The organism is Streptomyces sp. NPDC044704, assembly GCF_056433525.1.
Genome location: NZ_JBWKGY010000001.1, coordinates 672,790 through 696,220 on the forward strand (window position 1 = coordinate 672,790; position 23,431 = coordinate 696,220).

A 23,431-nucleotide genomic window follows, 5' to 3' on the forward strand; every position below is an offset into this window, starting at 1 on the left:
GCCGGACGACGGCCCGCCCCGACTCTCACGGTCGGGCTTCCGGCTCGTAGGCGGTGAGGGCCAGGGCCGCGTCCTCCCCGGCGACGACGTGGACGGTCAAGCTGCTCGCTTCGTCGAAGCGCAGGGTGAAGACCGGGTCGAGGTCCATGAGGAAGTCGAATACCTCCTGGTCGTCCTCGGACAGGGGAGGGTCGAGTACCGCGTCACACGCCCAGAGGGCGTCACTGGCACTGACTCTGATCCGCAGGCCGAACGCGCCCAGGCAGGTTGACTGGTTGGCCCACCATTCGAGCACCGCTGTGCCCTCCCAAACGTCCATGCCGGGAGTATTCCGGCTGTACGGCCGGCCGGGCATCCGAGATTTTCACGAGCTCGGCAGCACTGCCGCGGGCACGTCACGGCAAGGCTCCGACGCAGTCGGGTGGTTGAACTGGTAACCGGTTGTGAAGGGTTGGCGCTCGTGCCCCGGGCGGCGCATGATGGAGACAGCGCTCTCACCCGCATGGACGGAGGAGAGTGACAGCCCTTCTCGGCTCTCACGCCCGTCCCGTACAGCCGGCGTGGTCGATGCCGATCCGAGTGTTCGGAACACTCACACACGCACACACTCGCGTGGACGCATCATGGAACGAGGACACCGTGGCCGCTTCCAAGCTCTCACTGTTTTCGAACAACTTCCCTGACTTCTTCATCATCGACCGCAGCGGTGTCATCGACATCGCGAAGATCGAGACCGAAGAAGACCGTCGTAACGCCACGTTCCAGTGGACCGGCCCCAGCATCGACTTCGATGAAACGGGAATGCTGGTGCGCGCGGTCGCTCCGCTGGGGTTCTGCCTGCGCATCGCGACGTTCGACGACTTCCGCATGCACAGCAAGTTCTTCACCGGGATCATCGACCCCCAGGTGAAGGCCGAGGTCATCCAGGAATCGACCTTCGTCCTGCAACGGGCGGAAATCGACCCGAACCAGGCCTCGTTCCGTTCCGTGAAGTTCCCGGAACGATTCATCCGGCACCGGAACTTCGAACTCTTCGCCGAGCCGGTGGTATCCCCGGACGAGCTTCAGTCCGCCTGCTTCAGGATCACCCAGCCGCTCCACCCGGACGATTTCTGACGGGTCAGCGGTTGGCGTTCGACGGGCCGAAGAACTCGATCTCCGTGATGGCGACCTGTTTGTCGGCGGAGACCGCGTGCGACGACTCGACGGTGAAACGGACCTTCGTGACCTCGCCGACGCGGAACGGACGCCGCTGACCGCCCGCCCCCTGATCCAGGGTCAGCCGGCGCGTGGTGACCTTGCCGTCCTTCCCGGTGATCGTCGCCGTGACACGGTGCGGCAGGGCGGACTCGCCGATCTTGTCGGCCCGCGCGGAGACGCCCGGGGTGATGATCAGGTCCAGCAGCCGGGTCGGCTCGTTGAAGGTGGCCTCGATCCACTCGCCCTGGCCGGACTGCGAGACGCCGGGACCCCACCAGGTGTTGCTGCGCTTGTCGAAGGCCAGTTCCGGCGCGTGGTCCGGATACGAGCGGGAGGCAGCGATCCGGTCCGGTGCGACCGGGGCGCGTTTGGCGAAGTGGTCCAGGGTGGCGTGGACGCCGTCGGGCAGGTACACGAAGCCGAGGATCGCCAGCGTGACGACGACGGCCAGGGTGATCCACGTGCCGATGCGGTCGAAGACGCGGCGCAGCCGGGGCCGCTCGCCCGCCCAGGGCGTCTCGTGGTGCCGCCCGCCGAAGAGCCGGCGCCACCAGGGAGCCCGCCGTGGTGCGGCGGCCCCGTCAGTCCCGGCCAGCGGCATCGCGCAGCGCACGCAGTAGTGACGGTCGGGACCGTTGGGAGTCGAGCACCAACGGCACGGCGGGCCGCCCGCGGTGCCGGGCTGCGGGCCGGGGGCGCGCACGGCAGGCCGGTCGGCGTCCGGCCGGCCGGGCAGGACGGGCACGGCGGCAGCCGGACCGGGGTGCGGTGCCTCCGGTTCGGTCACCGGCACCAGGAGGGAGCGCGCCCGGTCGGACACGGTGTCGCTCAGCGCGTGCGGGGCCGGGGCGGCGGGCCCGGATGCGGCGGGCGCGGTCCCGTCCGGCGGCGGTACGTCGCCCGGCGGCGCGGGGTCCTCCGGCGACGGGGGACCCGGGCGCGACGGAGCGGGTCCGGCGGACCGACCGCCGTCGGAGGCCCGGGCCGGACCGGCCGGCGCCGCGCGGCCCGGCCCGCCTGGCCGCGCCGACGGGCAGGGCCGATCCGGCTCCCCGGCGCCCCGGTCCGACCCGGGGCGTCCAGGCGCGCCGGGCGCTCCCGCGGCAGCGGAAGGTCCCGTACCGCCGACGGATTCCGGCGGTTCCGTGACGGTCGAACGCCTCGCGGTCCCCGGCCCTTCCGGCCCGTCCACCGGCCGCGCCGACGGTCCCCCCGAACCCTCCGGGGCGGACGCCGCGGCGGGTCCGCGCTGGTGTGAAGGGCCTGCGGGCCGTGCGGTGCGGGCCGCCCGGTCCCAGCCGAGCACGGCGCCGCACGCGTCGCAGAAGGACTGGCCCGGCTCTGCGCGCGTTCCGCACTCGGCACAGTTCTGCGTGGTCATGTCTCCGGGGTCCTTTCGGCGGCGGTCACCTTGACCGAGTAGGGCATGTGGGCGGGGCGGGCGGCGGCGACGAGGGAGTCCAGGCGGTGGACGTCGGCCGGAGTCGGGTCGGGCAGCCGGAGGGTGACGCGCAGACGGGGGCGGGGGGCGCCGGGGAACGGGCCGAGCGGGCGGGCGTTCCAGTCGGCGCCGCCGCTCTCGGTGATCTCTGGTGCCACGCCGAACGCCAGTCGTACCGCCTCCGCGAGGCCGCGGCGGGTGCCGCGGATCCGGTGGAGCGCGACGGCCGCCGCGACGGCGGCCCGCAGCCGGGGCTCGGGTTCGCCGCCGTCGGTCTCGGCACCCACCCAGGTGCCGAGCCAGCGGGTGAAGTCGGCCGGGGCCAGCGCCGGGTCGAAATAGGTGTCCAGGCAGTCCAGGACGTTCAGGATGGGCGCGAGGACGTCGTCGAGCCCACCGACGAACCGCTGGGCCAGGTCGTCGTCGGCGAAGACGGCGGGGAGCATCGGGCCCAGCGGGAGGGAGGAGCCGAGGCCGTCCACGGAGCCCCGGTGAGGAGCGGCCGTCATCCGCCGTCCCCGATCACCCGGACGCGGTGGTCGAAGGAGAAGACCAGCGAGGGCCGCTCCAGGTCGATGCGGTCGGTCGGGCTGCCGCGCTTGCCGGTGAGGGGATCAGCGGGGTGCAGGACGACCTCGTCGACGAGCTCCACTCCGGGGACCCGCTGCAGGACGGCGAACACCTCGCCGGTCTGGACCGGTCGGCCGAAGGGCCAGCCCTGACCGTCCGCGCCGCCGGTCAGCGGATCGAGGTGGCGGTAGAGAGCGTCGTGCGCCTGGCGGCGCACCCGGTCGGTGTCGACTCCACGGAAGGCGTGCACCGTGGCGACGACGGTGACGCCCTGGTAGTACGGCGGGCCGACGGCCAGCCGGGTGCCGATGAGACGGCGTTCGTCGAGGTGGCGCGTGATCCGGCCCAGCAGGGCGTCGCCGGGCACCAGCTGCTCGAACCGCAGCCGCCCGCCCGGGTCGGGAACGGCCTGGGGGACGACGAGGACGCGGACCGCGTAGGCGCCGTGCTCACCTTCCTCGCCCTCCAGGCAGGTGATGCGCGCGGTTTCGGGCGCGGCACGGCGGGCGAGCTCCTCGTAGTCGCGCAGGGTGACGGCGCGGTCCTGGGCGCGGAGCGTGATCGGCGCCCGCAGCTTGGCCTCCTCGACCGTCTCGCCGTCGACGCCGCCGCGCGCCGCCTCCCGGTTGACGACCTCGGCGACGTACGGCACGGAAGTGCGCAGCACCTGGACGGCGCCGCGCGCCACGTTGCCGCCGCGTCCGCCGCCGGTGCGGTAACGGTGGGCGCGGACGACGGCGCCCTTGGGGGCGACGGCCCCGTACTGGCGCAGGGTCCCGTCCGCTTCGCGGACGGCCGGGCCGAAGGCGATCTCGCCGGTGGCGGCGTCCAGGGTGACGTGGCGGTCGCCCGGCCGGGACGCGGCGAAGTGCGGGACCACCTGCCAGTCCCGCCAGCCGACGTCGTCGGCGGTCTGCAGGAGCAGCGGCGGGTCGTCGGCGACGACCGGGGCGTGGGTGAGCCGCAGCCGCTGGCCGGGCAGCCCGGTGGCCTCGCCGAGGGCCTCGTCGTGGACGGTCTCGGCGTGCACGGCGCGGGTGGTGCCGCCGACGGTGTAGGCCTCGACGGAGCGGATGCTCGGCGAGCTGGTGTAGAAGGGCTGGCCCGGCACCGGACGGGTGACGCGGCAGCGGACCCAGCCGGCCTCGTGCCCGCCGGCCCGCGAGAGCACGTGACCGCCGGGCAGGTGCAGGACGACGTCGCCGGGCCGGTTGAGACCGCCGGTGCCGTCCCGGTCCACCTCGCAGGGCTGCCAGCCGTCCTCGGTCCACGCCTCCCACACCAGCGGCGGCTGGCGGGGATCGACACCCACGCCGTCGACGCGGCTGTCGAGCTCCAGCGCGAGCGCGCAGTGCGGAGCGGCCGCGGTCAGACCGAGGAGCATGCAGTCACCGGGGCCCGGAGCCTCGGCGAAGCACAGGACGTCCTTGCCCTCGACGAGGTCCGTCGTACGGTCCACGACGGGCTGCCCGTGGTGCTGCACCACCACGTGGGACAGCGCGCACGGGACGACGGCCAGGTCGCGCTCGGTCGCGAAGACGACGGCCTCCTCCCGCTCGGTGCGCAGCGTGGCGACCTCGGCACCGGCCGGGACCAGGATCACGTCCTCCTGCGGTGCGGACAGCCAGAAGGTGACGTCCGTGCGCGCCGCGGAGGGCGGGAAGAGGGTGATGCCCACCAGGTCGAGGAAGGCGAGGTGGTTCTTCTCCGGGACGCGGTTGAGCCGGTAGACGATCTGGTCCGCCATGTGCGCGACCGTCTCGACGAGCGTGACGCCGGGGTCGGAGACGTTGTGGTCGGTCCACTCCGGGGCGCGCTGCTGGATGTAGCGCTTGGCGTCGTCGACGAACTGCTGGAAGCGCCGGTCGTCGAGGTTGGGGGAGGGCAGGGACATCAGCGGTCGCTTTCCGAGGAGCCCGGCGCGCCCGGCTCGTCGTGGGAGGGGATGACGTAGAAGGGGAAGACGAGGCTGCGCGGGTTGTTGGTCCCGCGGATGGAGTACCGGACGTCGATGAACAGGACGCCCTGGTCGGAGCCGGTGGAGACCTCCACGTCGTGGACCTCGATCCTGGGTTCCCAGCGGTCCAGGCTCACGTACACCTCGTGCTGGATGCGTCCCGCGGTCTGCTCGTTGACCGGTGCGAAGACCAGGTCGTGGATGGCGCAGCCGAACTCCGGGCGCATCGGCCGTTCGCCCGGGGCGGTGGCCAGGACGAGCCGGATGGCCTCCTCGACCTCGCGCTCGCCACTGACCAGCGCGATGCCCCCGGTGGGTCCGATGCGCATCGGGAACGCCCAGCCCGAGCCGACGAACTGTTCGGCCATCAGGGGGCCACCTGCCTCTTCCTGCTGCCGACGGCACGGGCGCGCCGGTGCGGTCGTCCGGTCATCCGAGGGGGTACTTCACGGTGTTGACGAAGAGCAGACCCTGGAGGTCGACCCGTACGGCGCGGATGCCGACGTTGGCGATGGAGTTGACCTGGACCGCCCCGCCGGCGGAGATCATGGCGGCGCCCAGGGCCTTCAGGTTGAGCGCGCCCAGCGCGTCGACGGTGACGGCGCCCCCGAGCGAGCGGAGGTTGACGAGGCCGCGGCCCTGGATGTCGAGGATGCCGCCGCTCTTGATGGTGAGGCGGCGCCGGGCGCTGAGCGTCAGGTCGGTTCCGGCCTCGACGGACACCGAGCGGCCGCCCTTGATGGTCACCGACCCCTCGCTGTCGACGGTGATCTCCGTCTTGGTGCGGTCGAGGTTGATGGTCAGCCGGTCGTCACCGCTGGCGATGCGGACGCCTTGCCTGCGCCCGCCCGTCCGCTGGCTGAGCAGGTCGACGCGGTTGGCCTGCCGGTCGGACAGGGTGTGCCGGGCGGCCTTCCTCTTCAGCCCGTCGTGCAGCGGCACGTCGTCGACCCGGGTCGGCAGGTCCCGGCCGTTGTAGAGACCGCCGATCACGAACGGGTGGTCCAGCGCGCCCCGGTCGAAGGCGACCAGCACCTCGTCGCCGACGTCCATGGGGAACACGCCGCCGCCGCCCACGCCTCCGGACTGCACGCTGCGGGCCCAGTCGCTCACGTACGTGTCGTCCAGCCAGGGGAACTGGAGTTTGACCCGGCCCTGCTTCAGCGGGTCCTGCACGTCGGTGACGACGGCGTTCGCCACACCGGGCAGCCGGGCCGCGCTCGTCGTGTCCGCGCCGCCCCCACCCGACGCCAGCCCGTAGAGGGAACGCCACTGGCGTCCGCTCACCGTGATCCAGGACTCGTAGTGCCTGCCGTCGCCGAAGACGTGCCGCACCGAGGTGACGGTGTACTTGCCCTCGAACGGCTTGCCCACGTCGCCGAGGGCCACGGGCACGCCCGGCCGCAGCTCGGGACTGCCGTACACCGCCACCTCCAGCTCCGCGAACGACGAGGTGACGTCCGCGGCGAGGGCCTTGGCGGCGTTCTGGACCTCGTCCTGCCGGTCGTACGGCGTGGCGGTCTCGACGAGCTGCGCCGACGCGAACTTCCCGGCCGCCTGGCCCGGCGTGAGCCCGATGGAGATGCCCGGATCGGTGGTGACCGGCGCCGTCTCGACGATCTTCTTCTTGGTGGTGACGTTCCAGCCGCGCGACTCGACCGTGCCGACCTGGTCGGCGGCGGTGACCGCCGCCCGCAGCCGCAGGATGTCGTGGCCGGCCTGGAGCACGAACGGGCTCTTGTCACCGTCCGTCTGCGGGGACGGCCCGCCGGCGGACGGGGTCGGCGTGACGAACCGGAACTTCCCCCTGGAGTCCAGGGACATCACCATGTTGTTCTCGTCGGCGAGCCGGGAGAGGAACTCCCAGTCGCTGACGTTGGACTGGCTGATGAAGCCGTACGTGCCCTTCGTCGGCTGGATCCGGCCGATCGGTACGCCGTCCAGCGCGGCGAGCTTGCGGGCGATGTCGGAGGCCTTCTGGTTGCGGTAGGCGACGACACGGCGCCGGCGCACCATCCGGTGCCCGAGGTCGTAGCCGCGGATCACGGTGAAGCTTCCGGTGCCGTCGTAGTCGGCCTCCAGCGCGGTGACCTCGCCGGTCAGCAGTGGCTTGCCGCCCCCCTGGCCGTCGGAGACCGGCGTGAGGACCACCCGCGTGCCGAACGTGACGCCGAGCTTGCCGAGGACCAGACGGTACGGGTCGCGGAAGGTCAGCCGGAACGCGGCGGGCACGCCGACGCCCTGGTCGACCCAGCCCTCGACGAGCAGCGGGGCGATGTCGTCGGGGAGCTTCGCGGAACCGATCCGCACCTGCATGATGCTGGAGAACGCGGGCTGCACCATCAGCGCGACACCTCCTCGGGCGCGGGAAGCACCAGTTCGGTGCCCGTCGGCAGCCGGGACGGGTCGTCGATCCCGTTGATCTCGGCGATCGCCCGCCACACGGTGGCCGTGCCGTACTCCCGCCACGCCAGCGACTGCAGCGAGTCGCCCGCCACGACCCGGTGCACGCGCTGGGCGGTGAGCGCCCCGGACGTCGGGTTCTGGCCCTTGGTCTTCCCCGGGATCTCCACCAGGTGCACCTGACAGGTGGCACGAATGGGTATGCCCGTGGTCCCGAAGAGGCTGTACGACGCCTCGACGGAGCTCACGTACGCGACGAAGCGGGCGGTGGAGAACGACCCCCACTCGAACACCACCCACGGTGGCGACGGCTGGTCGGCGGCGATGCTCTTCGCCGTCACCTCACAGCATCCCAGCAGCGACTCGACCTTCTTCAGCACCGTGTTCCCGGTCGGCGCGGTCGACGAGTCCAGGAAGATCTCCAGGGTCATCTCGCGCGGCTCGGCGCCCATGAACTCCGGCTTGGAGCCGTCGCGCACGGCCATCGTCGGCGTCGCCTTCCACTGCGCGCGCTGACTCAGGGACAGCTGCGCCGGATTGAACTCGAAGCCGAACGTCCGCATCAGCGTCCCGGGCGTCGTGCTCGTTCCGACCGGGGGCTCATGGATCGCCAGCGTCGCGCGCACCAGGCTCTTGCCGGCGCCCCTGCTGCTCGTGGCCATGGGTGTGTGACTCCTTTCCGCTCCGTCGCGCCGTCAGTCCGTGAACCCGTGGTGCGCGATCTCCAGGACCTCCGTCGCCACGGCCGGACTCGCGGGGTCGAGGGTGGGCCCCTGCCAGCTCACGGGCAGGACGTCGATGAGCCCCCAGCGGGCCACCAGCGACCCGTCGGCCCGCAGCGCCGCGATCTGTGCGGTGGGCCGCTTGATCCCCGTCTGGACCGACGAGATCCACTTCGCGACCTTCGCGGTGTCCGGGGTGAGCGGCCGGGTGAGCCGGATGGTGGAGAACGTGACCCGGGTCGGCAGGTGCCACACGAAGCCGTTGTTGCCGCCCTCCTGGCGGTGCTCGACCTCCACCTGGGACGACAGCCCCTCGCACCCGTTGAAGTACCCGAGGCTCTCACCGTCGATGGTGAGGGTGAACCAGATGGTGGACCCGGGGTCCTGACGGGGCATCCGAGATGGGCCTTTCTGTCGTTCTGCGGGGGTGGCGCGCGCTGACCGAACTGACCGGCAGCGGGCGGCCGGTACGGGACGTCCGTCAGGCGCGCGGATCGCGGAGCCTGCCGATCCGTTCGCGGTCCATGCGCAGTTCGGTTCGGACGAGGCGGGTGACCCGGTCGATGATCCGGTGCACCAGCTCGTCCAGCTGGAACTCGGTCAGCTCGCGCGGATCGAACGCGCCGGCGAGCACCGCGGTGTACTCGGGCGGCGGATCCGGCGGTGCCGGCGGCTGCGGCGGCTGCGGCGACGGTCGGCTCCCCGGCGTCGAGGCCACGGTGGCCGCTACGGCGTCGGTGGACCGGCCGGAGCCGGAGTCGGAGCCGAGGGAGGGAAGCCGCTGGACCGTCGGCCCGGACGGCGCCGAACCCCCGGACGCCGGGACGGCGGGCACCGTCGGGGGCGCGGCCGCGGGCGGCGGAGCCAGCGGAACCACGGGGAGCGGACCCCGCGCCGTGGCGTCCGCGCCGGACGCGGCGGGCCTGCGCGGGGGAACGCCCTTTACGGAGAAGGCCCGTTGGACGGGCAGGGCGTCGGCGGTACGGGGAGGGGCCGGCGCGGGCGGCAGGGCCCGGGGCAGCCGGGCCACTGCGTCCGGCGTGAACGGCGCGGTCGGTGCGGTCGGTGCCGAGGGCCGCTGGACCGGAGGGGCGGCGGAATCACCGGAGCGGGGACCACGGTGCTCGGGTGTGACGACCGGCGCCGTACGGACGGGCACGCCCCCGAGCGGGGCGCCGAGCGGGGAGCGTCGCCGCGGGGGCGTGCGGACGGTTGCCGGGACGCGGGCGAGGGCCGTGGGTGACGCGGGAGTGGGAGCGGAGCGCGCCGGGGACGGAAGCGGCGCACCGAGCCCCGCGCGGGGAGGCACCGCACTGCGCTGCACCGTGGCCGGGGCCCGGTGCTCCGGTCCGGAGCCCGGGGCAACGGGCCCGTGCTGAGACCCCGTACGGCCGGGGGCCGACGGGGGTACGGCCGCGGAGCGTCGCACCGGGGGCGTCGCCGTGCCGGGACGGGCGGCCGGGGGACCGCCGTCGGGCGCCGGGGCGGGGGAGCTGGTGGGCCGGCCGTCGTGCGGGGACGCGGAGGCCGCGGTGCGCTGGACGGGCTGAGTGCGGGGAAGGCGGGTCGGCCCGGGAGCGGCGTAGCGGGGGGTGGTGTGCGGAGTCGGCCGGGGCGACGCCGAGCCGCCGGTCCGCGGCGCCTCGCCCGGCGCGGGCGTCGAGCGCTCGGCGCGGACGGTGGGGTGCGCTTGCGGGGGAGCGGCGTGCGCCGCGGGCACGCCGGTACCGGCCGCCGGGACACTGCTCTCGGTCGGCGACGGCGTGGGCGTGGGCGTGTGGGGTCGGACGTCCCGCTGGGCGGCGGGCCTGGCGGCCGTGCCGCCGGACACGGCAGAGGGGCGGCGGTCGGCAGTCGGGGCGGGCGGCGCCGCTCCGGGTGCGGGCGCCGGGCGCCGACCGGGCGAACCGGCCCCGGGCACCGGTGCCGGGGAGGCGGGTGCGGGGCCGGAGGTACCGGTCGCGGGCGACCTCTCGCCCGCGCCGGACGGGTTCGCGCCCGTCTCCCGGGAGCCGGCCGCTCCGGCGGGCCCGGCCAGGGGCGCCCGCGTCGGCGCGACGCCGGACGCGTCCGCACGCGGCGCCGCCCCGGTGGACGGCGTACCCGGCCGGGACACCGCACGCCGCGCGACGGACGCCACCTCGGAAGCCGAAGGCCCTCCCCTGGCCGGAAGCCCGGACCCGCCGGACTTGTCGGATCGGCTGGACCTGTCGGACCCGCTGGGCACGTCGGACGTGCTGGGCACGTCGGACCTGTCGGTCCCGCCCTGTACGCCGGACACGTTGTTCCCGCCGGACGCGCCGGACCTGCTGGGCACGTTGGACCTGTCGGTCCCGCCGGACCTGCTGGGCACGTTGGACCTGTCGGTCCCGCCGGACCTGCTGGGCACGTTGGACCTGTCGGACCCGCCCGGCACGCCGGACCCGCCGGACCCGCCGGACCCGCCGGGCTTGCCGGACCCGCTGGGCACGCTGGACGCGCCCGACCCGCCGGACCTGCTGGGCACGTTGGACCTGACGGACCCGCCCGGCACGCCGGACACGTTGTACGCGCCGGGCACGCCGGATCTGTCGGCCCTGTCGGCCATGTCGGCCATGTCGGCCCTGTCGGACCCGCCGGACGGGACGGGCCTGTCGGACCCGCTGGGCACGTGGGGCCCGTCGGAGCCGCTTGGCCCGCCGGACCCGGCCGGCACGTCCGTGTGCGGTGTGGCGTCCTCGGGGCGGCGGACCGCATTTCGCTGTACCGGCGCGCCAAGTCCCGCCCGCCCACTGCCCGGAGCCATACGTTCCGGAGCCGGGGGACGGGGCGGGGTGGCCCGTACCGGAGCACCGTCCTGTACGGAGCCGTTCCGCAGGGGGCGGGTGGTCTGCGGCTCGCCCGTGGGCGGGGCCGGAACGACGGAGTCACCCGGGGAGGGCGAAGGGGCCGGGGGCGTTGCCGTGGGCCCGGGGCGGGCGGCCGCAGCCCGCTGCGCCGGGGCCACGGGGCTCGGGGCGGAGGCGGCCGCGCCGGGGCCGCCCCGGTCGGCATCGGCCGACGGGGGCGCCGCCGGTACCGGAAGGGCGGTCCGGCGCGTAGCGGCGAGGGTGCGTTGGACGGCCGGGGCCGCGGGAGGCGCCTTGGACAGGAGCTGCCGCGTCCGGGGCGGAGCCGGCCGCAGGGGCGTCACCTGGACGCCACGGTTCGCCTCCCGCGCCGGCGTCCGGCTCGTCGCCTGAGTCCGCGTCCGCGACGGGGCCGGTCCGCCGACGGGCGAGCGCGGTGCCAGGGGTGCCGGGGCTACGCCCACCGTCGGCACGGACCCGGCGGCCCGGGCCCCCTCGCGTGCCGAAGGGGCCCCGGTCGCCTCGGGGGACCGCGATTGCGCTGCGGACCACGTCTCCGTCGGGATCGCCCGGAGCGGCGCCACGGGCAGGCGCCGCACGGCGGGTGCGTCGGCCGGCCGGCCCGACGGCAGGTCCGGGGCGGGCCGGCCGAGTCCCACGACCGGCCCGGCGGCCCCGGTCAGCGCGCCGGAGAGCAGACTGCCGCCCGCCGCGGGGTCCAGGACCGCGGGGGAGGGCGCCCCGGTGAACGACGGGTTCTGCCAGGTCGGCAGCCGCCCGCCGAAACCGGCCTCCGCGACGCCCGTCGGCCCGGCGTCCGTGGTCCGCCGCAGCGGCGGCAGCCCGGCCCAGGCGGCGACGGCCACCGGAGCCGGGGCCGGCGCGGAGGCCGGGGCCGGGGCGGAGGGCGCGGGAGCCGTGCCCCCGGCGGCCGCCCCCGTGCCCGCGGGTCCGCTGCCCGGCGTCGGGGCGCTGCCGGGCGCCGCCGGGACGTCGTCGTTCCGTCGCCCCCGCAGCCGGTCCAGGAATGCCACTGCTCAGCCCTCCGGCGCGGCGCGCGTCACGAGGGACGCGATCTGCTCGGTGTACCGGCGCCGGTCCTGGTGTTCCAGGTCCAGGATCGCGTCCGGGCCCCAGTGGAAGTGGAAGGCGACGTACGCGATTTCCTCGTGCAGCCGGTCGGTCGCGTACGTCACGATTCCCCCAGGCGGCTCCCGCCGAGTTCCACCTCGAAGGGCTCCGCGCAGTGCGGGCACCGCACGGCCGCACGGGTGTGGCCCTCCGCGTTGATCTGGCGGTAGAAGTCCTGGAGGAACGCCAGGTCGGACGCGAACATGTTCTCCACGATCCCGTCGTGCACCATCGGCAGCTCGCCCAGCCGGGTGATGACCCGGCCGAGCAGCACCACCGAGAGGTACGCCGGGTTCTCCTGCACGCGCACGTCCCGCAGCGGGACCAGCTCGTCGCGCGCCGTGGACAGCCGCATGACACCGGCTCGGTGCACGGTGCCCGCGTCGTCGACGTACCCGCGCGGCAGCTCGAAGGGGAACTCGGTGCGCAGCGACTGCCGCGGTGCCGGATCGGCCGGCGGGACCGCGGGTGCGGCGGCGGGAGCCGAGCGGGGGAACTCCGCCCCCGCCGCCGCGGTCTGGGGCGCCGTGCAGGCCGGAGCCTTGGCAGCCGAACGCCGCATTATTCGATGACCAGTTCTTCGAACACGATGGTGACGGACTCGGTCAGCGCCGCCGCCTCGCCGGCCTTCACCGTGCTGGTCTCGATCTTGCTGCACCAGGCGTTGCGCAGGTTGTAGCGCTTCACCGGGTTGTCCTGGTAGTCCATCATGATGATGGAGGCGTTCTTGCGGGCCGTGCTCATCTGGCCGCGGATCGAGTCGTTGATCCATTGCGTGAACGACCCCGACTGGGTCATGCCCCGCACGACCGTGCACTGGCCGTTCTTCTGCACGCCCGGCATCAGCGACACCTCGGGCCGGCCCTGCGCGCTGTTCTGCTGGAAGGTGATGACGTCCTGTTCGAGGGTGAGACCGCTGACCTCGGCGAGGTACTCGACCATCACCCCGTCGATCTGGAGGCCGAAGTTGTGTGACGTGAGGGCGTCACCCGGCTGGAGACTCATGTGTTCGCTGTCCTTCTGAAGAGGGGAGGGGCACGAGGAGGCGACGGGGACGGACGCGGGTTCCGTCCCCGGTCACTCCTCCAGCTCCCCGTTGCCGCTGGAGAACTGAGCCAGCCGGAAGATCACGAACTCGGCGGGTTTGACCGGCGCGATGCCGATCTCGCAGATGACCCGGCCGAGGTCGACCGACTCCGGCGGGTTCGTCTCCTCGTCGCACTTGACGTAGTACGCCTGCTCGGGGCTCTGCCCGAACAGGGCGCCGCTGCGCCACTCGTTGACCAGGAACGCGGAGACGTTGCGGCGGATGCGGGCCCAGAGGTTGTGGTCGTTCGGCTCGAACACCACCCACTGGGTGCCGATCAGGATCGACTCCTCCAGGTAGTTGAAGTACCGGCGGATGTTCAGGTAGCGCCAGGCCGGGTCGGAGGAGAGGGTACGGGCGCCCCAGACGCGGATGCCGCGGCCGGGGAAGGCCCGGATGCAGTTCACGCCGATCGGGTTGAGGAGGTCCTGCTCGCCCCGGGTGATCTGGAGTTCGAGGTCGACCGCGCCGCGGACGACCTCGTTGGCAGGGGCCTTGTGGACACCGCGCTCGCTGTCGTTGCGCGCCCAGATGCCGGCGACGTGTCCGCTCGGCGGCACCAGACGGGACTGCCCGGTCGCCGGGTCGAAGGACTTGATCCAGGGGTAGTACAGGGCCGCGTACTTGGAGTCGTAGTTGGCCGTCTCCTGGCGCCAGACCCGGATGTCACGGGCGTTCAGGCCGGGTGGCGGATCGATGATCGCGACCCGGTCGCCCATCAGCTCGCAGTGCGCGATCAGACCGAGCTGGACCGCCTTGAGGGCCTCCAGGTCGATCGCCCCGCGCTGGTAGGCGGCCATCAGGTCGGGCACGGCGACCATGGAGATCTCGTCCACGGCCTCCAGGCCGCCGAAGCCCGTGCGGTCCGCCGAGTCGCCGAGGTACTGGGCCGGGCCGGGGTGGGAGCCCTCGGCGCGGCCGGCCGGTGCGGTCGGCCCGTCGGGCGCGGGCGGCGGCGCCGGCAGCGCCACGGTCTGGTTCTCGGGACGGGCCGGCGGCGCGGACGGGGCCGCCTCGGTCACGGCGATGAGCTTGGAACGTTCCTTGACGTGGGTGACGACGTACGCGCGGCTGCCCTTCTTCGCGGTCACGTCGAAGGTTTCCACCGGCTTGTCGCCGTCCTTGACGATCAGCTTGAAACGCTCGGCGGGCCCCTCGCCCTCGGCGTCGGCGACCTCGACGGACAGCGGCCCGCCGCGGCCCTCCGCGAGGGCGGCCACGGCGAAGGTACCGAGCGGCCGGGACTCGGCGGCGGGCAGCGCGGCCGGGGGCGTCGCACCGGCGACCGCGGCGGGCGCGGACTCCTGCCCCCGGCCCGCGGAGTCCTCGGCGGAGCCGCCGACGCGCACGACGTACGCCGCCGAACCGCCGTTGTTGAAGAACCCGTAGAGGGAGTGGGCGAGGTAGTAGCCGTCGGTGAAGTCGCCGAACGCCGCGACGTACTGGGTCCAGTTGGTCACCAGAGTGGGCTCGTTCAGCGGGCCGGTCGGCGCCAGACCCACGAACGCGGCCACCGACGTGCCGACTCCCTCGATCGGGCGCGAACCGCTCGCCACCTCCTCGACGTAGACGCCGGGCGACAGATAGGACGGCATGCTCTGCTCTCCTCGGGTACGAGACAGGACACCCCCACCTTGACGCGCGCGTCGCGCCCGTCGAAACGTCCCCCGGTACCCGGGCGGGGGCACCGTCGTTGCCCCCGCCGGTGCCTGGAGGGGCAGCGCCGGGACACGCGGCGGCGGGGACCGCCCCGGCTGCCCCGAGGTCTGCCCCCGTGACTCCTGACCGGCGGCGGGCGCGCCGTTAGCGTGCCGGGGGTGAGCCTATGGACTTCCCTGGAACCCGCCTCCGTCACCGTCGACCCCGGCAGCAGTACGCGCGTGCGTCTGCGCGTGCGCAACACCGGTGACGTGGTGGACGAGTACCGTTTCGAGCCCGTCGGCGACGTGGCGCCCTGGACGACCGCGGAGCCCGCGACCCTGCGGCTGTACCCGGGCACCACCGGGACGGTGGAGCTGACGTTCGCGCCGCCCCGGACCCCCGACGCCACGGCCGGGCCCAACCCGTACGCCGTGCGGATCACGCCGGCCGAGCACCCCGAGGCCGTGACGGTTCCGGAGGGGAACCTGACGATCACGCCGTTCGCCGAGGTGCGCGCGGAACTCGTGCCGCCGACCGTCAAGGGCCGCTTCCGCGGACGCCCCAGACTGGCGGTCGACAACCTCGGCAACACCAAGGTGACGGCGTCGGTCGCGGGCAGCGACACCGGGGACCACCTCGCGTACGAGATCCGCCCCGGCAACCTCCAGATCGAGCCCGGCCGGGCCGCGTTCGTCGACACGACCCTGCGGCCCCGGCAGATCATCTGGTTCGGCTCCAAGGAGGAGCGGCCCTACACCCTGGCGGTGCGCCGCTCCGGAGCCGAGCCGCTGGAGATCGAGGGGACCTACGTCCAGCGCGGCTTCCTCCCGCGCTGGCTGGCCACGTCCTTCGGGCTGCTGCTGGCCCTGGGCGTCACCTTCGTGATGATCTGGATCGCCTACCAGCCGCAGGTCCGCACCGAGGCCACCGAGCAGGCGGGCTCCGCCCTGCCCACCGCCCTGCCCCTCTCCCCACCGCCGCCCCCGCCGCCCTCGCCCAGCGCCGCACCGCAACCGCCGAAGACGGAGGAGCCCAAGGACGACGACGCCGACGACAGCGCCGACGGCGGCGGGCAGCCGCCGGAGCCCTCGGAACCGCCGCCCGTGGTGCCCGCCGAGAACGTCCTGCTGCGCAACGCCGCGACCCGCAGGTGCGCCGATCTGCCGGGCCGCGACAAGGGCGCGGTCAACACGGTCGTCCAGCAGGGCGACTGCGTCGAAACCGCCGGGGACAACCAGCTCTGGAACCTTGAGGTGAAGTACCCGAAGCTCGGGCCCGGCGGCAGTCCGCTCTTCCAGATCCGCAACGTCAAGGACCAGTTCTGCATGGACCTCGGCGAGTACGGCGGCCGGCCCGTGGGCACCGGCATCGGCGAGTTCCACTGCGACGGCACCACCGCCGACAACCAGCTGTGGTGGATCGAGCAGCAGGAGAGCGGCGACTACTGGATCCGCAACTACGCCAGCAACAACAAGTGCCTGAACGTGAACGGCGGGGCCGCCGCCGCGGACCGGCTGAACATCGCCGACTGCACCAACACCGGCAACCAGGAGTGGAAGGTCATCCGCCCCAAGGCCGACTGAGGCCCGCGGCGGCCGGTCCCGCGGCGGCCGGTCCGGTCACCGGGCCCGGCCGCCGGATCACCAGCAGCCCTCGCCCGGCACCAGCCGCCCCGCCTTGCGGTACTCCCGGCGGGCGCCCTCCAGGAGGTCCTCCGCCGTCACCTCGCCGCCGCGCCCGGCGGCGAGGTAGGCGGCGGTGACCACCGCGCAGCGGATGGAACCGCCGGCCAGCTCGAAGTCCCGGGCCAGCGGGGCCGCGTCGATGCCCTCGGCGGACGGTACGTGCGCCAGCCCGTGCCGCCACAGCGCGAGGCGCTGCCCGGCGTCCGGGAAGGGGAAGTCGACCACCAGGTCGAGCCGCCGGGTGAACGCCGCGTCCATGTTCGCGCGCAGGTTGGTGGTGAGCAGCGCGATCCCGTCGAACGACTCCAGCCGCTGGAGCAGGTAGGAGCTCTCCATGTTGGCGTAGCGGTCGTGCGCGTCCTTGACCTCGGAGCGCTTGCCGAAGACGGCGTCGGCCTCGTCGAAGAGCAGCACCGCGTCGGTCCGGTCCGCCTCCGTGAAGATCCGCTCCAGGTTCTTCTCGGTCTCGCCCACGTACTTGTCCACGACCGACGACAACTGGACCACGTACAGATCGAGACCCAGGTCGGCCGCGACGACCTCCGCCGACAGGGTCTTGCCCGTACCGGACTCCCCGGCGAACAGGCCGAGGACGCCCCGGCCCCGCCCGCCGCCCGCGCTGAGCCGCCAGTCGCCGAGCACACGGTCGCGGTGGCGGGCCCGCAGGGCCAGTTCGCGCAGCTGCCCGAGGGGCCCTTCGGGCAGGACCAGGTCCTCCCAGCCCACGGCCGGCCGGATGCGACGGGTATGGCTCTCCAGCCCCGAGGCCGACTGGCGGCGCGCCGCGCGCCGCACATGGGCGGCGGTGACCGGACCGCCGTCGAAGGCGGCCAGCGCGCGTGCCGCCCGCGCCCCCCGCCGTACCCGGTCCCCGCCGAGCCGGTACGGGGCGACCGTCGCGGCCAGGTCGAAGCCGTCGGCGTCCGCGCCCAGCGCGTCCCGCCAGGCGGCCGTTCCCCCGTCCCGGCGGCCCGGCGCGTCCAGGACCAGGGGGTCCTCGGGGCACCAGTGCGGGTCGTAGGGGCGGGCATCGGCCAGCAGCACCGTCACGTCGGGTGTCGCGGCCAGCGCCCGCACCAGCGGGCCGGGCCGTTCGGGCAGTGACGGCACGACGACGGCCCGGCCGCTGAGGCGGGCCTCGCGCAGCAGCTCGGCGACGTGTTCACCGGGCGCGGCGCAGCACAGCGCGTCCAGGCCGGCGGCGCGCAGGGCCGCGGAGTACGCGGCCAGGCCCTCGCCCTCGCGCTGTTCGCGCAGGTAGACGGTGGCGGGTCCGGACTCCAGGAGGGCCGCGAGCCGGTGGGTGAACCGCTCGGAGGCCGTGTCGCAGGGCAGCGGCTCCGGCATCGGGCGCAGCAGGCCGAGCAGCGCGGCGTCCGGGGTGTCGTCTCCGAGGAGGTGCCCGGTCAGGCGGTCGGGCACGCGCAGCGAACGGGTCAGGAAGGGACGTTCGGGCTCGTCGACCTCCAGCAGGCCGAGGGCCGTGAGGGGCGCGGAGGCGTGCAGCCGGGCCCGGGCCGCGGCGGATCGCGCGGGTACCGCGCACAGGTCGAGGGCAAGGCCGACGGTGGCCCGGCGCCTGCTCACGTCGTCGTTGAGATAGCCGTAGAGCGGTTCGAAGGTCCGGTCGACGTCGGGAGCGAGGGCGACGAGTACGACGGCGACGTCGAGTGCGGTCAGACCCGCCCGCCGGGCCAGCCGGGCCAGCCGGTCGCCGGCCGCGTGCCCCTCACCGACCGGATGCCCGGCGTCGGCACCGGATCCGGTCACGTCGTCCGTCATCGCGGGCCAGGTGCCGAGGAGGTGGCGCACCGCCTCCTCGGACAGGTAGAGCCCGCGCAGGGGGTCGTCGGCGGTGGGATCGCCGGCGGTCCGCCGTTCGACGAGCGCCGACACCCGCCCGCGCAGCCCGTCGAGACGGGCGAGCAGCGCCCGGGCGGGGGCGCCGACGGCGTCGTCCGCCGGCGCCCCGGCGCCCGCCGTGTCCGGGCCCGGCGCCGAGACGGCGTACGGGGCGCTCACCGCGGGTCCGGGCGGCGGAAGGTCTCCTGGCGGGAGGCCGCGCCCTTGCGGGCGGCCCGTGCCTCCCGGGCGGCCGCCACCTGGCGGGGACGGTGCGAACGGCTTTCGGACGCCGGGCCGCCGTCCGGACCGGCGACCCGGAGCGTCGCGCCCTCGGTGACGGGCGGCCCCGCGTCGTACTCCGGGAAGGCCGGGAAGGGCGCGGTCACCACGAGGTCGAGGGACGGCTTCAGTTCGCCGCCGAGCGCGGACCAGATCTCGGCGAGCGACCGTGCCTCCGTCTGGGTTCCGGCCACCGTCAGCGGCACGGAAAGCCCCAGCGTCCGCAGGGAGCCGGGCAGTTCGTCCGGTGGCAGCACCTCGCGGGGTAGCAGCGTCGCGAGCACGGCGGACAGCAGCCGGTGTTCGTCCCGTGGGGTCTTCGTCCACGCCGTCACCAGGTACGACAGCCTGAACCAGCGCGGCGGCTGCCTCCGCCGCACGACCACGTCGCGGTCGTCCCGCACCGCGGTCTGCCCGCGCTGACGCCGGGCCACCTCCTCCCGGATGTCGTACAGGTAGGTGTTGATCACGGGGGCGTTGCGGCGGGCGGCCCAGTCACGGGTCGGCGCCTCGAAGGACACCTCGATGCCCGCCCCCGTCAACGCCCCGCCGCCCAAGAGGCCCTTGAGCATCTCGTCCACCTCGTGGATCACGCCTGCACTCCCGATTCCGCCCGCACGGCCGCATCCGGCCCCGCCCGTCGTCCACCGTCGATCGTCCCCCGAACGGCCGCCCGGGCCGCAGGGGCACGGGGGACGGCAGCCGGGCAGTGCGCCCTGCCCCCGCGGACACGCCCCCGCCGCCTCCGGCTGCCCGGACGGTCAGATGTAGCCTTCCCGAAGGGCAAAAGCCACGGCATGGGCCCGATTGCGCAGGTGGAGCCGTGTGGTGAGGCCGTGCACGACGTTCTTGACGGTCCGTTCGGAATAGGACAGCTTGCCCGCGATCTCACCGGTGTCGAAGCCCTCCGAAACCAGACGCAGGACGTCCACCTCACGGGAGGTGAGCCCGAGGAACGGCGCCCCCGGCGCGCCCGTCGCACCCCGGTGCAGCGTGCCCACCTGGTGGATGAGCCGGCCGAGCAGATCGGCGGGCAGGTCGCCGTCACCGCGGTGCGCGGCAAGTACCGCCTGCGCCAGCCGCTCGGCGGTGGCCTCGTGACGCCAGACGATCGCGCCGACCCCGCACTCCACCACCTCCAGCAGCTCGTTCTCCCGCATCGCCCCCACCACCAGAACGACGCGCGCCCCCTCGCCGCGCACGATCCGGCGCAGCCGGGTCAGAGCCGCCTCGTCGAGAGCGTCCTCCACCAGCAGGGCCACCGTGCCCGGACCGGACTCCTCGCGCAGCTCGACCTCCGGGCGTCTGCGCAACTGGCCGACCGCTCCCTCGAAGCTGATCGGATCGGCGGCGGACACCGCCACCGGAACGCGCCGGTTCGTGGAGCCCGCGCAGCGGACCGGGGGAGAGGACGTGGTCGTGGTCCGGGATGAGTTGAGCAACCGTTTCCCCTGTTCGGCGGCCCACCCCGCAGCGCGGGCCGTAGCGGATGAGCAGCTCCCACCCTTCTGCGGGCGCCACGGGGACCGCAATCGTGGAGCACCACGAGCCACACCACGAGACCCCGTCGGCGACCACCACGAGACCGGCCTCCTGCCCGTGCGTCGCAGCAGGTCACGGCACGTCCCGTCGGAGTCGGGGCACTCCCGGACGCCGGCAGTGAGGTACGCCACTCCACACCACCCCGGCACGGATTCCGTCGTCTCACCCGGCGGCGGAGCACAACCCTTCAGCGCAGGAGGCACCCATGACCGAACCGCTCCTCGAACGCGACGGCGCCCAGACCCTGATCACGGACGAAACGGAACGGGCCCGCTCCGGTTCCGGCCGCCTGGTGCTGCTCCAGGGAGCCACCGGCACCGGCCGCAGCTCCGTACTGGAATCCGCCGTCCGGGACGCCGCGGGCCGGGGCCTGCGGGTGCTGCGGGCGCGCTGCTCGCCCGAGGACACCGCGGTGCCGTTCGCCACCGTGCTGCAACTCCTGGGACCCGTACCGGACTTCAGTGAACTCGGACCCGACCGTGACGACCGCGGGAGCGCCGCCCGGCTGTGGCGGCTGCTGCGTGCGTACGCGGCCGAGGGCCCGCTGCTGCTGGCGGTCGACGACGTCCACCTGGCCGACGCCCCGTCACGCCGCTGGCTGCGCGAAGCCGTACGCCACATCGACCGATTACCGCTCCTGCTCGTGGCGAGCGAACGCAGCCAGTACGACATCGACTCCCGCAGCGCCGGGCTCGCCCGGTCCCTGCCGCCGTCCCTCGTGCGCACCCACACGATCGACCCGCTCAGCGACACGGCCGCCGCGCGGCTCGTCCGCGCCGCCGTGCCGGCGGCCGGACCCGACTGGACGGCGGAGTGCTTACGGGCGGGCGCGGGCAGCCCGCTGCTGCTCCACGCCCTGCTCGACGACCTCGGCGGCGCCCGGGAGACCGGCCCCGTGGCGGACACGGTCCCGCCACTGCCGGACACCTGCGCCGCGCTGTATCCCGGCAGCTACCCGGCGGCCGTATCGTGGTGGCTGGACAGCGCGGGCGCCGCGACGGCCGAGGTGGCCCGCTGCCTCGCGGCGCTGGAGGAGGCGTGGCCGGACGCGGAGGAACAGCCGCCCCGGCGCGAACCGGGCACCCCGCTGGTACCGGACGTGGCCGGGGTGCTGGCCGAGGCCGCCGGTGCGGATCCCGCACGGGTCAGCGGCTGGCTCACCGCGACGACCCGCATCGGACTCCTGCGCCCGGACCCCACCGGCCTGCCCCGTTTCGCCCACCGGCTGCTGCGGGACGCCGTGCTGAACGGCTGGCCGACGGAGCGACGGGAGGCGGCGCACCGGGTGGCGGCGAAGGCGATGCTGCGCCGCGGAGACCGCGTCGAGGCGGTCGCCGCCCATCTGCTGCGCGCACCGGGCGACGGGCTCCCCTGGGCACTGCGCGTCCTGCGGGACGCGGCGACGGTCGCGGTGCACGACGCCCGCCCCGGCGACGCCGCCGGCTACCTGCGCCGCGCCCTGGACGAACCGCTCCCCGACGACCGGCGCCAGCAGCTGCTGACCGAACTGGGCTCACTGGAGTACGCCTCGGCCGACGGCACGGTCGCGATCGCACGTCTGGCGGAGGCACAGCACCTGCCCGCCGCGCCCCGGGACCGGGTGCGTGCGGCCGTCGCCCTCGGCACGGCCCTGGTCGGCCGCGGCGAGGTCACCACGGCACTGGAGGTGCTGCGGCGCACGGAGGGCGGTCTGGCGGGACATCCGGGGCTCACCCGCACCGTGCAGACCGCCACCGCGCTGCTGTCCGACGCCGACCTCGCGACCCGTCAGGAGACCTACCGCAGGCTCTCCGAGAGCGGCGAGTACGCGCCGGAACTCGTCGGCACCGCCAGCCGGGCCCTGCTGGTGCGGTACGAGGCGACGGCCGGGCTGATCTCGGCCGGCACGGCCATGAACCGCGTACGGGCCCTGCTCGCCCAGCCCTCCGACCCGCTGGCCGAGCCGTTCCTGCTGGGGACGGCGGCGGCGGTCGCCGAATGGGCCGGCGAACTCGACGAGGCCGAGCGGCTCGTGGACCGGGGCCTGGCCGGCCAGCACCCCGCACTGCTCCACCCCATGGAGCACGCCCTGCTCAACACCCGCGCGGACATCGCCGCGGCCCGCGGAGACGTCGCCCGCCTGATCGCCGTGCGCGGCGACGGCGCGGCCGTCGCCGCGCGCGCCCACAGCGGCCCCTCCAACCGGGACGCCCACGTGCTGATGGCCCTCGTACACACGGGGCGCGCACAGGAGGCCGCACGGCTCGCCGACGCCTTCGACCTGAGCCGGGCCCCGGAATCATGGGAGCTGAACCGCTTCCTCTACGCGCGGGGAGTGCAGCGCCTCGACGCCGGCGACCCGGCGGGCGCGCTCCACGACTTCCTGGAGTGCGGCCGCCGCCAGACCGCCCGTGAGGTGCTCAGCCCGGTCGTCACCCCCTGGCGGACAGCGGTCGCCCAGTGCCGCCTCGCGCTCGGCGGCAGCCAGGAGGCCCTGGCCCTGGCCACCGAGGAGCTGCGGCTGGCCCGGGTGTGGAACACCCCGCGGACGGTGGGACGCGCGCTGCGCGTCCTCGGCGCGGCGACCGGCGGCCGCCGGGGACTGGACCTCGCCGAGGAGGCGGTCGAGACCCTCAGGGACGCGCCCGCCGACGCCGGAATGGAACTGGTCGAGGCCCTCCTCGCCCAGGGCCGCCAGCTCCTCGCCGCCGGCGAACGGGGGCGCGCCCGTGACCGGCTGCGCGAAGCGGCGGACCTCGCCGAACGCAAGGGCGGCCTGCGGCTGCTCGCCCTGGCCGAGCAGGCCCTCCGCGAGGGCGGCGCCCGGGTCCCGGCCGCGGCGCGGACCGGTTCGGGAGCCCTGACGGGCAGCGAGCGCCGCATCGCGGAACTCGCCGCGGCGGGGCGGACGAACACCGAGATCGCCGACCTGCTGCACCTGGCCCGCCGCACCGTGGAGACCCACCTGACCAGCACCTACCGCAAGCTCGGCATACGCCGCAGGGCAGACCTGCCCGCCACCCTGGCCCGCGCCCGCCCCCCGGTCGCCGACGTCACGGAACCGGCCTGACACCGGAGCGGGGCCCCGCCGCCGGTTCGGGGAGCGACTTCGACGGCGACA

At 74.6% G+C, this 23,431-nt stretch carries 19 protein-coding genes; 3 read left to right on the top strand and 16 right to left on the bottom strand.

All coding sequences use genetic code 11. The features are described 5' to 3' along the window. Positions 1-25: 25 nt before the first annotated feature. The gene (locus AC07B0_RS03120; protein ID WP_469382041.1) at positions 26-319 is read right to left on the bottom strand and encodes a hypothetical protein; all 294 of its coding nucleotides are present in this window, start codon (positions 317-319) and stop codon (positions 26-28) included. 320 nt (positions 320-639) lie between these two features. On the opposite strand from AC07B0_RS03120, the gene AC07B0_RS03125 reads away from it, so the two are divergent. Continuing rightward, positions 640-1,116, top strand: coding sequence for an AbfB domain-containing protein (locus AC07B0_RS03125; RefSeq protein WP_469382042.1), 477 nt, complete (start codon positions 640-642; stop codon positions 1,114-1,116). Between the two features lie 4 nt (positions 1,117-1,120). On the opposite strand, the gene AC07B0_RS03130 is transcribed toward AC07B0_RS03125, so the two are convergent. The 12 genes from AC07B0_RS03130 to AC07B0_RS03185 form a co-directional block, all read right to left on the bottom strand. Then, complete coding sequence (locus tag AC07B0_RS03130) at positions 1,121-2,581, bottom strand: NADase-type glycan-binding domain-containing protein (protein WP_478896423.1); 1,461 nt, start codon at positions 2,579-2,581, stop codon at positions 1,121-1,123. Continuing rightward, the gene (locus AC07B0_RS03135) at positions 2,578-3,150 is read right to left on the bottom strand and encodes a phage tail protein (protein WP_469382044.1); all 573 of its coding nucleotides are present in this window, start codon (positions 3,148-3,150) and stop codon (positions 2,578-2,580) included. The genes AC07B0_RS03130 and AC07B0_RS03135 overlap by 4 nt, the downstream gene beginning before the upstream one ends. After that, on the bottom strand, positions 3,147-5,105 hold the full coding sequence (locus AC07B0_RS03140; protein WP_478896425.1) for a putative baseplate assembly protein: 1,959 nt from the start codon (positions 5,103-5,105) through the stop codon (positions 3,147-3,149). Before AC07B0_RS03140 ends, AC07B0_RS03135 begins: the two co-directional genes overlap by 4 nt. Continuing rightward, positions 5,105-5,536, bottom strand: coding sequence for a GPW/gp25 family protein (locus AC07B0_RS03145; RefSeq protein WP_469382046.1), 432 nt, complete (start codon positions 5,534-5,536; stop codon positions 5,105-5,107). The genes AC07B0_RS03140 and AC07B0_RS03145 overlap by 1 nt, the downstream gene beginning before the upstream one ends. 61 nt (positions 5,537-5,597) lie before the next feature. Further along, positions 5,598-7,511, bottom strand: coding sequence for a VgrG-related protein (locus AC07B0_RS03150; protein ID WP_356871553.1), 1,914 nt, complete (start codon positions 7,509-7,511; stop codon positions 5,598-5,600). After that, positions 7,511-8,233, bottom strand: a complete 723-nt coding sequence (locus AC07B0_RS03155; protein WP_478896427.1) for a CIS tube protein — start codon at positions 8,231-8,233, stop codon at positions 7,511-7,513. The genes AC07B0_RS03150 and AC07B0_RS03155 overlap by 1 nt, the downstream gene beginning before the upstream one ends. 33 nt (positions 8,234-8,266) lie before the next feature. Then, positions 8,267-8,689 (bottom strand): phage tail protein, encoded by a 423-nt coding sequence (locus AC07B0_RS03160; protein WP_356871557.1) that lies wholly within the window; start codon positions 8,687-8,689, stop codon positions 8,267-8,269. Between the two features lie 85 nt (positions 8,690-8,774). Continuing rightward, on the bottom strand, positions 8,775-9,323 hold the full coding sequence (locus AC07B0_RS03165; RefSeq protein ID WP_478896429.1) for a hypothetical protein: 549 nt from the start codon (positions 9,321-9,323) through the stop codon (positions 8,775-8,777). A gap of 2,835 nt (positions 9,324-12,158) precedes the next feature. Beyond that, entirely contained in the window at positions 12,159-12,317 is a 159-nt protein-coding gene (locus AC07B0_RS03170; protein ID WP_469382049.1) for a DUF6760 family protein, read from the bottom strand. Then, a complete protein-coding gene (locus AC07B0_RS03175; RefSeq protein WP_478896431.1) occupies positions 12,314-12,814 on the bottom strand; it encodes a hypothetical protein in 501 nt (166 codons plus the stop codon). The genes AC07B0_RS03170 and AC07B0_RS03175 overlap by 4 nt, the downstream gene beginning before the upstream one ends. Beyond that, complete coding sequence (locus AC07B0_RS03180; RefSeq protein WP_053688317.1) at positions 12,814-13,257, bottom strand: phage tail protein; 444 nt, start codon at positions 13,255-13,257, stop codon at positions 12,814-12,816. Before AC07B0_RS03180 ends, AC07B0_RS03175 begins: the two co-directional genes overlap by 1 nt. A gap of 72 nt (positions 13,258-13,329) precedes the next feature. Then, positions 13,330-14,934, bottom strand: a complete 1,605-nt coding sequence (locus AC07B0_RS03185) for a phage tail sheath family protein (RefSeq protein ID WP_478896433.1) — start codon at positions 14,932-14,934, stop codon at positions 13,330-13,332. 222 nt (positions 14,935-15,156) lie between these two features. Here AC07B0_RS03185 and AC07B0_RS03190 point away from each other — a divergent pair, with 222 nt between their 5' ends. Then, complete coding sequence (locus tag AC07B0_RS03190) at positions 15,157-16,563, top strand: RICIN domain-containing protein (RefSeq protein ID WP_478896435.1); 1,407 nt, start codon at positions 15,157-15,159, stop codon at positions 16,561-16,563. A 57-nt stretch (positions 16,564-16,620) separates the two neighbouring features. Here AC07B0_RS03190 and AC07B0_RS03195 read toward each other — a convergent pair whose 3' ends face one another. From AC07B0_RS03195 to AC07B0_RS03205, 3 genes are all read right to left on the bottom strand, one after another. Then, positions 16,621-18,594, bottom strand: coding sequence for an ATP-binding protein (locus AC07B0_RS03195; protein ID WP_478896708.1), 1,974 nt, complete (start codon positions 18,592-18,594; stop codon positions 16,621-16,623). Between the two features lie 89 nt (positions 18,595-18,683). After that, positions 18,684-19,382 (bottom strand): Pvc16 family protein, encoded by a 699-nt coding sequence (locus AC07B0_RS03200; protein WP_478896437.1) that lies wholly within the window; start codon positions 19,380-19,382, stop codon positions 18,684-18,686. Positions 19,383-19,550: 168 nt separating this feature from the next. After that, positions 19,551-20,231 (bottom strand): helix-turn-helix transcriptional regulator, encoded by a 681-nt coding sequence (locus AC07B0_RS03205; protein ID WP_478896439.1) that lies wholly within the window; start codon positions 20,229-20,231, stop codon positions 19,551-19,553. A gap of 305 nt (positions 20,232-20,536) precedes the next feature. On the opposite strand from AC07B0_RS03205, the gene AC07B0_RS03210 reads away from it, so the two are divergent. Further along, complete coding sequence (locus tag AC07B0_RS03210) at positions 20,537-23,380, top strand: AAA family ATPase (protein WP_478896441.1); 2,844 nt, start codon at positions 20,537-20,539, stop codon at positions 23,378-23,380. Positions 23,381-23,431: the final 51 nt, after the last annotated feature.